The organism is Paraburkholderia solitsugae (assembly GCF_013177695.1).
In the GTDB taxonomy this organism is placed as follows: domain Bacteria; phylum Pseudomonadota; class Gammaproteobacteria; order Burkholderiales; family Burkholderiaceae; genus Paraburkholderia; species Paraburkholderia solitsugae.
The window spans coordinates 1-8,893 of the sequence record NZ_WOEY01000194.1; the positions used below are offsets into that span (position 1 = coordinate 1).

General features: G+C 60.3%; 7 protein-coding genes and 2 pseudogenes. 4 read left to right on the plus strand and 5 right to left on the minus strand.

Annotated elements, in window-relative coordinates:
* The coding region (locus GNZ12_RS43740) for a DedA family protein (protein ID WP_172319199.1) at window positions 1–675 on the minus strand (675 nt) is incomplete at its 3' end.
* 334 nt (window positions 676–1,009) lie between these two features.
* Between GNZ12_RS43740 and GNZ12_RS43745 the strand changes: the two genes are divergently transcribed.
* Window positions 1,010–1,915, plus strand: coding sequence for a DMT family transporter (locus GNZ12_RS43745; protein ID WP_172319200.1), 906 nt, complete (start codon window positions 1,010–1,012; stop codon window positions 1,913–1,915).
* 49 nt (window positions 1,916–1,964) lie between these two features.
* Here the strand turns inward: GNZ12_RS43745 and folE are convergent, their stop codons facing one another.
* From folE to GNZ12_RS43760, 3 genes are all read right to left on the minus strand, one after another.
* Entirely contained in the window at window positions 1,965–2,603 is a 639-nt protein-coding gene (gene folE / locus GNZ12_RS43750; protein WP_172319201.1) for a GTP cyclohydrolase I FolE, read from the minus strand.
* A 124-nt stretch (window positions 2,604–2,727) separates the two neighbouring features.
* A complete protein-coding gene (locus GNZ12_RS43755; protein ID WP_172319202.1) occupies window positions 2,728–3,657 on the minus strand; it encodes a LysR family transcriptional regulator in 930 nt (309 codons plus the stop codon).
* A 663-nt stretch (window positions 3,658–4,320) separates the two neighbouring features.
* On the minus strand, window positions 4,321–4,518 hold the full coding sequence (locus GNZ12_RS43760; protein WP_172318667.1) for a hypothetical protein: 198 nt from the start codon (window positions 4,516–4,518) through the stop codon (window positions 4,321–4,323).
* 225 nt (window positions 4,519–4,743) lie between these two features.
* Between GNZ12_RS43760 and GNZ12_RS43765 the strand changes: the two are divergent.
* The 3 genes and pseudogenes from GNZ12_RS43765 to GNZ12_RS45455 all read left to right on the plus strand — a co-directional run.
* A pseudogene (locus tag GNZ12_RS43765) lies at window positions 4,744–5,277 on the plus strand (IS5 family transposase); the annotation flags it as partial.
* Window positions 5,278–5,885: 608 nt separating this feature from the next.
* The gene (locus GNZ12_RS43770) at window positions 5,886–6,794 is read left to right on the plus strand and encodes a reverse transcriptase N-terminal domain-containing protein (RefSeq protein ID WP_172319203.1); all 909 of its coding nucleotides are present in this window, start codon (window positions 5,886–5,888) and stop codon (window positions 6,792–6,794) included.
* A 676-nt stretch (window positions 6,795–7,470) separates the two neighbouring features.
* A complete protein-coding gene (locus GNZ12_RS45455; RefSeq protein ID WP_235994102.1) occupies window positions 7,471–8,121 on the plus strand; it encodes a reverse transcriptase domain-containing protein in 651 nt (216 codons plus the stop codon).
* Between the two features lie 357 nt (window positions 8,122–8,478).
* Here GNZ12_RS45455 and GNZ12_RS44920 read toward each other — a convergent pair.
* Window positions 8,479–8,841, minus strand: a pseudogene (locus GNZ12_RS44920) (zinc ribbon domain-containing protein); the annotation flags it as partial.
* Window positions 8,842–8,893: the final 52 nt, after the last annotated feature.

Consider the following 8,893-nt stretch of genomic DNA (forward strand, 5'->3'; position numbering starts at 1 on the left):
CTTGGGGGGCGTGACGCGGGGCCATCCACGGGGTCTCGCTTGCGACGCAGCAGCGGAGGCGGCGTCCGCGAAACGGCGTCGTTCGCGGCGTCGCTGCAGCAGGCGGTACACCAGATAGGCCAACGCCGCGGCCAGCAGGATGTCGATCACGGTGCCGCCGCGTGCTTTGACGAAGGCGAGCAGCATATGCAACTCCTTTTCCGCTGCAGCGCCGCCGAGCAGCCAGAAGGTGGCCCACGCCAGCGCGCCGGCGAGATCCCAGGCAGCGTAGATGCGGGCATCGACGGCCGTCGTGCCCATGAGCGGCGGGGTGATGAGGCCCAGTCCGGGGACGAACTTCGAGATCGACACGAGCGCGACGCCGAAGCGCTCGAATAGCAGGCGAGCCTTGTGGACCCTGGCATCAACCGCCGGGGAGATCCGGCCCAGCACTGCGATCAGTTTGCGGCCGTAGATCCGCCCGGCCGTGAACCATGCACCGTCGCCGATGACCGCGCCGAGCACGGCGGCGAACAGGATCGGCCAGAAAGACAGCGTGCCGGCGGCAATCGCCGAGCCCGCGAAGAGGAGCATGGGGACCGCGGGGATCGGCAGGCCGAGGCGGGTCAACAGCACGTTGACGAATACGACTGTGCTGCCCCAGGTTGAAACCGCCGACGACGGAAACTCGACCAATTGCGGGACTCCTGTTATTGCGGTTGGGGCGCGCTGCGGGGGGAGCGGGTTTTGCTGGGATGCAAAGTGTGTTCCTCGGGCGTTTGTCTGCTCATGCGATGGGTTCGTTTGGTCGTGTCTCGCGCGGCATGCTATGTCGATCAGGATACCCGATGGGCCAGACTGCGGCGCCCGCCGGTCCCACTCGACCGTCAGCCGGATTCGCACCCGTGTTTCGTGAAACTGGCGGTACACCGCGACCCGTTAGCGGGCGCTTTCCCTGCAATTTCGTTCAAGACCGCGCGCGTGGGCCGCGCCTAATCTGGCTGCTCGTTCAAAGTAACAGGACTGCAGCATGAATTCACGATATGTCGGATATGTGTTTTGCGCGTTGGCAATGATCGGAGTCGGCAGCACGGTTGTCGTCAGCAAATCGATCGCGAGCGGATTGCCGCCGTTCAGCGCGACCGCATTGCGTTTTGTCATCGCGTTTCCCCTGTTCGTGCTGGTGATGCGCTGGCGTGGCGTGCGCTGGCCCCGTCTCGATCGTCACGATACGTGGCTCGTGATCGCTCAGGCTGGGGCGGGCAGCGTCGGTTATACGGTGTTGCTGATTAGCGGTATGAAGCTCGCATCGGCCGCCGATGCCGGAGTGATTGCGGGCACCTTGCCGGCTGTGTCAGCCGTGGTGGCGATGCTCGCGCTGGGCGAGCGCCCCGCGCCTGCGTTGATCGGTGCGATTGTCCTGGCCACCTTGGGCGTGCTGGTGTGTACCGTGCGTTTCGACGATTTCACCGCACCGCATGCGGCCAGTTCGCTGGCAGGTAACGCCCTGGTGTTCGCGGCGATCGTCTGCGAGGCACTCTTCATCCTGCTTAATCGCAAGTTGCGCACGCCGGTCGCGCCGCTGCCGCTGTCGGCGTTGATGTGCGGCATCGGTTTCGCGGTAGCGATCGTGCCGGCATGCTTCGAAAGCCCCTGGAACGTGCCGTTCGATGCCAGCGCCTTGACCGGTGTGCTGTACTACGCGCTCGTGCCGACCGTGGTGGGATTCGTTCTCTGGTATGCGGGCGCTGCGCGCATCAGCGGCGCGGAAGCCGGACTCATGACCGCGCTCGTGCCGGTAAGCGCGGTGGCGTTGGCCGCTGTCGTGTTGCGGGAGCCGGTGAGCGCGGCGCAGCTTGCGGGTGTCGCATGCGTGCTTGGCGCGGTGTTGCTGGCCACCTTCGGCCAGATGCGTATGGCGCGCAGCACGGCCTGAGGAGGCGGCCAGCGTCGCAGCCTGATCTGCGGCGCGACCGGATCGCTATTCAGGTATTGGCGACCGCCACCACACCGGGATTACCCACGATCGACAGAAACTCGCGCCGCGTCGACGGATCGGTGCGGAACGTGCCCAGCATGCGCGAGGTGACCATCGTGACACCGGCCTTGTGCACGCCCCGCGTGGACATGCATTGATGCGCGGCTTCGAGGATCACGCCGACGCCTGCCGGTTGCAGCACGTCGTTCAACGTATCGGCAATCTGCACCGTCATCTTTTCCTGGATCTGCAGACGCTTGGCGAACGCATCGACGAGGCGCGCCAGCTTTGAAATCCCGACCACCCGATGCCCAGGCAGATAGGCAACGTGCGCCCGCCCGATGATCGGCACCATGTGGTGTTCGCAATAGCTTTCGAAGCGGATATCTTTCAGCACAATCATTTCGTCGTAGCCGTCCACTTCGGAGAAGGTGCGGGCGAGGATCTCGCGCGGATCGATCTGATAACCTGCGTAAAACTCCTCGTAGGAGCGCACCACGCGAGATGGCGTATCCAGCAGGCCTTCGCGCTCGGGATTATCGCCGGCCCAACGCAGCAGCACGCGTACCGCTGCTTCAGCTTCTTCGCGGCTGGGGCGGTCAACTGCGGCCGCGGGTTTGGTTTTCTTTGCTTTGCTGCTGGCCATCCGTCGCTCCTCCGGGATCGCGCGTCGACGCTAAATGGAGCGCGCGGGGTCAATGAGTGCGGCCATTGTTCCATGTTTTGCGTCGCGTGGCGTCGATGTCCCTTTTCACGACTGGGACGCATGCTTACTTCGGCCACTCGTCCTTATCGTCGTTGAAGAGTTCGGTGACGATACTGCGCAGCCAGCTCCCGCGCGGATCGTTATGAAACTTGCGATGCCAGTGCTGCCGCAGATCGAAGCGCGGCAACGGCAGCGGCGGCTCGACCAGCGTGATCGACGCATGCTCCGACACGTATGCGAAGCCGATTGCGTGGGGCACTGTCGCGAGGAGATCGGTGCGTGCGAGGATGAACGGCAGGCTCATGAAGTGTGGCGTTTCGAGCACGGCGCGGCGCTTGATACGTTTCTTTTCCAGGTAGTGTTCGAGAACTTCCTGGCTGCGTCCTTCGGCGCGCACGACTGCGTGGCCCGACGCCACGTACTGAGGCAGGGTGAGCGGTGCCTTCGAAAGCGGGTGCCCTGTGCGCATCAGACAGATGAATCGATGGGTGAAGAGCCGTTGCTGGAAGAAGTTATTGCCAGACAGATCGGGGAAATAGCCGATGGCGAGATCGACGTCGCCCGATTCGAGTCCACGTTCCACGTGCGAGGGTGGGAGCGACACGGAGCGCAGATTCGCATGCGGCGCGCGTTCGGCGAAGAGTTGCAGGAGGCGTGGGAGGAAGACGATTTCGCCGACATCGGAGAGCGCGAGGGAGAAGGTATGGGTGCTTGTGACCGGATCGAAGTCCTGCACGTCCAGCATGCCTTTCTCGATACGCAGAAGCGCGTCGCGGGCGGCGGGGAGGATGGCGAGCGCGCGGGGTGTGGGCTCCATGCCCTTTGATGTTCGAACGAAGAGTGGATCGTCGAAGTATTCCCGCAGACGGCCTAGCGCGGTGCTGACGCGGGGTTGGCTGACGCCGAGTTGTTCCGCTGCGCGGCTGACATTACGCGTGTCTTCCATTGCTACCAGGTAGGGGATCAGGTTTAGATCCAGAGTTGTGTCGGGCATGGTGTTTCGTTTTGCCTGCGGCGCTTGGGGGTTTGGGTATTCGATATCTCGATAGAGGGTAGTTTAATAATCTTGGTTTGGGATAGTGGGGTTTTCTTTGCCGTGCGGCGCTTTGTTTGTCTGTATGCCTACGGCGTTGGGCTTTGCTTGGCTTTTGCCTGCGCGGCGCTTGTTTCTGTGTGCCTATGGCGTTGGCCTTTCCTTGATTTGATATTGGATTATTAGCGTCGCCCCTGTGCGGGGCGGGCACCTACTTTTCTTTGCCTGCCGCAAAGAAAAGTAGGCAAAAGAAAGCGGCTCAAACCGCTAATTTTTAAGCGGGTCCCTCGCACAGTCGCGGTAGTGGTGCATCTGGAATCAGTGTTCTCGCACATTCGCGTGAGTGACAAGGCCGTCATTCTTCCGGCGGCGCTGCGCGCGCCGAAGCGGTAGTTCATCAAATCGTGCGCTATTGCCGACGCTCGTCCGAAACTCGGCACATCAACAGCTATCGTTACGCTTATCGCTGTTTCATTTTTCGGCGTCAGGGGGCACTGGCGGCCGCTAGCCGCGTGGGGCGCCCAGCTGCACGCTCAAACTCATCCGGTATTCTCAGCGCATCGCCTAGGTGAAGGCGCTGACATGTGCGCGGCTGAAACTACTGAATGGCGCAGATAACGGTCGTCACGCGTGTAGGGGTGTATCGTGCCGCGAGTCAGAATTCGTCACCGCTGATTTCAAGCTCTTGCAGTTCAATAACTCCCCCTGGACGCATCTAGTTCCACTGGTCGCCCCGGCTTCAATCTGTGAATCGTTGATCTTATCGTTATCCACGATGACGCGAAGCGGGTGTTCCCATTCGTTGTAGATAATCACTTTCATCGCCTTTTCCTACTGTTAATCCTTAAGACTGAGGCATTGGAAAACGCACTCAATGCATCTCGCATAGAATTTTTACTTTCGGATCTGTCTTATGGCGGCTGCGTTCAAATGCGGTGAGTCTCGGCTAAATGCTCTTATTCAACCACTAGGGAAAGTCTGCAAAAGTCCTGGCATTGACGTGAGCGTGGACTATCCTGGGAGCAGGAGAATTTAAGGGGTGACGTGATGGCACAACTTGGCCTTGGTCTGGATCTGTCAACGAAACGCACGCGCAAGCGGGAATTTCTCGAAGAAATGAGGCGCGTGGTGCCGTGGTCGCGGCTGATTGCCCTGATTGAGCCGCACTATCCGAAGGGTAAAACGGGACGGCCGCCATTTCCGATTGCCACGATGCTGCAGATCCATTTTATGCAGCAGTGGTTTGGTCTGTCAGACCCGGCGATGGAAGAAGCGCTCTATGACGTGCCGCTGTATCGCGACTTCTCGGGGCTGGACGGCGGCATGACGCGATTGCCGGACGAGAGCACGATCCTCCGGTTTCGCCACCTGCTCGAAGCGCACGGTCTGGCTGTGCAGATGCTCGCGCTGGTCAATGAGATCCTGAGCGGGAAAGGTCTGATGCTCAAGGCCGGGTCGGTAGTCGACGCCACATTGATTTCTGCGCCCAACTCGACGAAGAACGCCTCAGGTACGCGCGACCCGGAAATGCACCAGACGAAGAAGGGAAATCAATGGTACTTCGGGATGAAAGCGCATGTGCGACCTGCAAGTCGCTTGAATTTCTGTTCGACTCAACGTGATCCGTTGTGATCGAACCGGCTGTTCCATCAGCCGTTTCCTACCCAGACATGCGGAGCCGGTAACGGCTCGGTGTGAAGCTCCGGGGACAATGTAACCACCGATCTGTATCGGTACGCGGACCCGTGAGGGAAAGCGGAATCTGCCAGCACAAGTGCGGTGAGGGACTAGGAACGAGCGGTAACGACCAACATACGTGAACCTCTATTAAACGTCGTCATCATTGACAAGCCAAATGTGCTGACAGGCTTGAGCCAAAATGGCGCGCGGCAAGGTCTGGCCTCTGTGTGCTGGGTCAGCATGGACATTGCGCCGCCGGCGGATAGGAGGGGTCCGTCCCGCTCTGAAATTCATGCGGAACAGGATAAGCCCGTAGTGCTGCCGGCAACGGCAGGCGAACCGCAAGGAACGCTGTTGGCACTGCGGGTAAGGGATTGCGGAAAAAGCGAACGCCTTCCTGTAATGGGGAGGATACCGGCTGCTGCATGGTCGGACGCGAAAGCGGGCAGACTTCCGCGTGGTCATTCATGGCGAGAGAACTTGATTAATCGTTATACGAGGGAAGGCAGATGACGGCAATCGGTGGCACTGCACAAGCAGAGGCGATCGATGCTGGTGCGTCCTCGCGCCCCGCTGAGATGTGGCTTCAGGCTGATTGGCCTCGCATCACAGATGAGGTGAAACGACTCCAGGCGCGTATCGCCCAGGCAACCAAGGAAGGCAGATGGGGCAAAGTAAGTGCCCTGCAGCGTCTGCTGACCCGCTCGCATAGCGGCAAAATGCTAGCCGTGAAACGAGTGACAGAGAATCGCGGCAAGAGAACGCCGGGCGTTGACGGCAAGACTTGGCCAACTCCGGCGGCCAAATGGAAAGGGGTGGAGGCGATGCAACACCGCAGTTACCGAGCGTTGCCGCTTCGACGTATCTACATCCCCAAGAGCAACGGCAAGAAGCGTCCGCTAGGAATTCCCCGCATGCTATGCAGATCAATGCAGGCGCTATGGAAGCTCGCCTTGGAGCCCATTGCGGAAAGCCTGGCGGATCCAAACTCGTACGGGTTTCGCCCCAAACGTTCGACTGCCGACGCCATTGAATATTGTTTTACCACGCTGGCTAAGCGCAAGTCACCAGAGTGGGTTTTAGAGGGCGACATCCGTGGCTGTTTCGATAATTTTAGCCACGACTGGATCCTCAAACATATACCAATGGATAAGGTGGTCCTGCGGCGATGGCTTAAGGCCGGATTTATCGATAAAGGTACCCTGTTCGCGACCGAGGCGGGAACTCCGCAAGGGGGCATCATCTCACCCGTCATCGCGAACATGACGTTGGACGGACTTGAAGCGGCAGTAGATGCCAGCGTAGGGCCGACGCCACGCGCGCGCCGAAAGTTCAAAGTCAACGTCAACAGGTATGCGGACGACTGTGTGCCACGAAGGCGTGACGAGGGGAAACTCTTGGAACGCCATGCTGCATGAGAGATGAGGGTTGGCCCCTCGGTGTCGGCGTACAGGCGCAGGCACCAAACCACCCACTGCTGCTGCGTTAAAGAGACGTGGTGGTGAGCGAGATGGGAAAAGGTCGGGCTAGACCCGATCAGGTACGGATCGAAGAGACGAACGAAAGTGAACCGTTGATGATGTGTCGAAAGCGTATACACGATGTCGAAACCATGGTGGAGTCGTTCCCATGGGATAAGCGCGGGGGGCGACCTGCTTACTGCCTGCGCGGCATCCGGCATGAAAGCGGCGTGAAGTCGATCCAGGCTCTTGTGGGGAACGTGGGAACCTGTCACCCCGATGTCAAGGGAGAAGCGCAAGTGGAGGCCCCATGAGCGCGAGAGTACCAATACGGGGTACAGGGGCGGAGCAAGTCGTAGTAGCGATGAAGGATCGTAATGGATCTGGAGCGAAGGGCTTGCCCCATTGTGCTGATCACGCGGCAGCAACCGCGGGCGGCAACGCCAGCGGGAGGACTGCTGCGGCATCGGCAAAGCCGCTTCCCATATGCAAACGACAGGTATGGGAAGCCTATAAACGGGTTAAAGCAAATCGCGGGGCGGCAGGAGTTGACGGGCAGACCTTGACTGAGTTTGACGAGAATGTCGTGGACAATCTCTACAAGCTGTGGAACAGGCTTGCCTCTGGAAGCTATATGCCGCCAGCGGTTCGGCGTGTGGAAATTCCCAAATCTGATGGCGGGGTGCGCCCGCTCGGTATACCTACCGTGTCGGACAGAATCGCCCAGATGGTCGTCAAGCAAGTGCTCGAGCCTGTTCTGGAACCCATGTTCCATGAAGACTCGTATGGCTATCGACCGGGAAAATCCGCACACCATGCTATTGCGCAGGCGAGAAAGCGCTGCTGGAAGTTTGCATGGGCTGTCGAGATTGATATCAAGGGCTTCTTTGATAACATCGACCACGCTTTGCTACTAAAGGCGGTGCGACATCACACTCAGGACCGCTGGGTCGTGATGTACATCGAACGCTGGCTGAAGGCGCCAGTGCAAATGCTGGACGGAACAATGTTGGCGCGAACACGGGGGACGCCGCAGGGTGGTGTCATCACGCCATGGACGCAAAAGATAACTTTGGTCGGCGTGAGCGCCGTGCGGAGATTCGGGCAGGCGGGACGACCCTCCGTTTCCGCCGGCCGATCGCGTGGCGGTGGGAATCGAATGGCGAATGGTGATGCTGTCATCGGCAACCACCACCTCCTTGACGAGCAGTCTTGTGATGCGCTGACGGTCCTGAACATCGAGGGTGGCGGCACTGCTACGCAAACGCCCCAGGAACGCCGTTAGCGTTTCCGCCAGGCGTAGGTAAGCCGCCTGGTCGACCAACTGGGCACTGAGCCCGCGCAGTTCCTCCTGAAGACTCTGCTCGCGTTGCCGCAGCGCAGGCATGCGCCGCCGCAACTCGTTCAGAGAAAGCAGGTCCTCCTGGTACGCGGTGAGCAATCGGTCCATACGTTTCTGCGCCTGCGCCAGATCCTGCGTGATGCGGTCCTGCTGCCGCTTGGCCGGACTTGAATTGCGCGCCGTCTCAAGGCGCCGATTCAATTCGGTCTGGATGAGCGCGGGATCCTCCAGCAGGCGCACAATTTCGGACCACACGATGTGCTCCAGCAGATCCAGCCGGATGGGGCGCTGCTCACACCTGGCGTGGCCGTCGTAGCGCCAGGCGTCAGCACCCAGGCAGCGGTAGTAGGAGATCTTGCGCGCGCTACTGCGTGTCGAGGTCCGGTACAAGGCGTAGCCGCACTGGCGGCAGTGCACAAGGCCCTGGAGAATGCTGGGTTCGAGCGTTCGACGCGAAGCGTGCTTCCTGTTGCTTTCCAGGCGCTCCTGCGCCAGGGCAAACGTATCCGGATCGATCAGGGCAGGAACCGGAATTTCGATCCATTGATCACGCGGCAGTTCGTGATTGGCACTGTTGCGGGCCGGCAGGCCGCCGCGCTGGCGCAACGTCCGGTTGTTGGTGCGTTCTCGCGCGGCCTGTTGGGTCTTGCCGAAGCAGGCCATTCCACGATAGGCAGGATTGCGAAGGATGGCCCAAACAGTGGAGCGCTCCCAG

Bases quoted from the DNA above. Each gene is read 5' to 3' on its own strand.
- GNZ12_RS43760 (WP_172318667.1), bottom strand. From the start codon at position 4,518: ATGAAAGTGATTATCTACAACGAATGGGAACACCCGCTTCGCGTCATC.
- folE (WP_172319201.1), bottom strand. From the start codon at position 2,603: ATGGCCAGCAGCAAAGCAAAGAAAACCAAACCCGCGGCCGCAGTTGAC.
- GNZ12_RS43745 (WP_172319200.1), top strand. From the start codon at position 1,010: ATGAATTCACGATATGTCGGATATGTGTTTTGCGCGTTGGCAATGATC.
- GNZ12_RS43755 (WP_172319202.1), bottom strand. From the start codon at position 3,657: ATGCCCGACACAACTCTGGATCTAAACCTGATCCCCTACCTGGTAGCA.
- GNZ12_RS43770 (WP_172319203.1), top strand. From the start codon at position 5,886: ATGACGGCAATCGGTGGCACTGCACAAGCAGAGGCGATCGATGCTGGT.
- GNZ12_RS45455 (WP_235994102.1), top strand. From the start codon at position 7,471: ATGCCGCCAGCGGTTCGGCGTGTGGAAATTCCCAAATCTGATGGCGGG.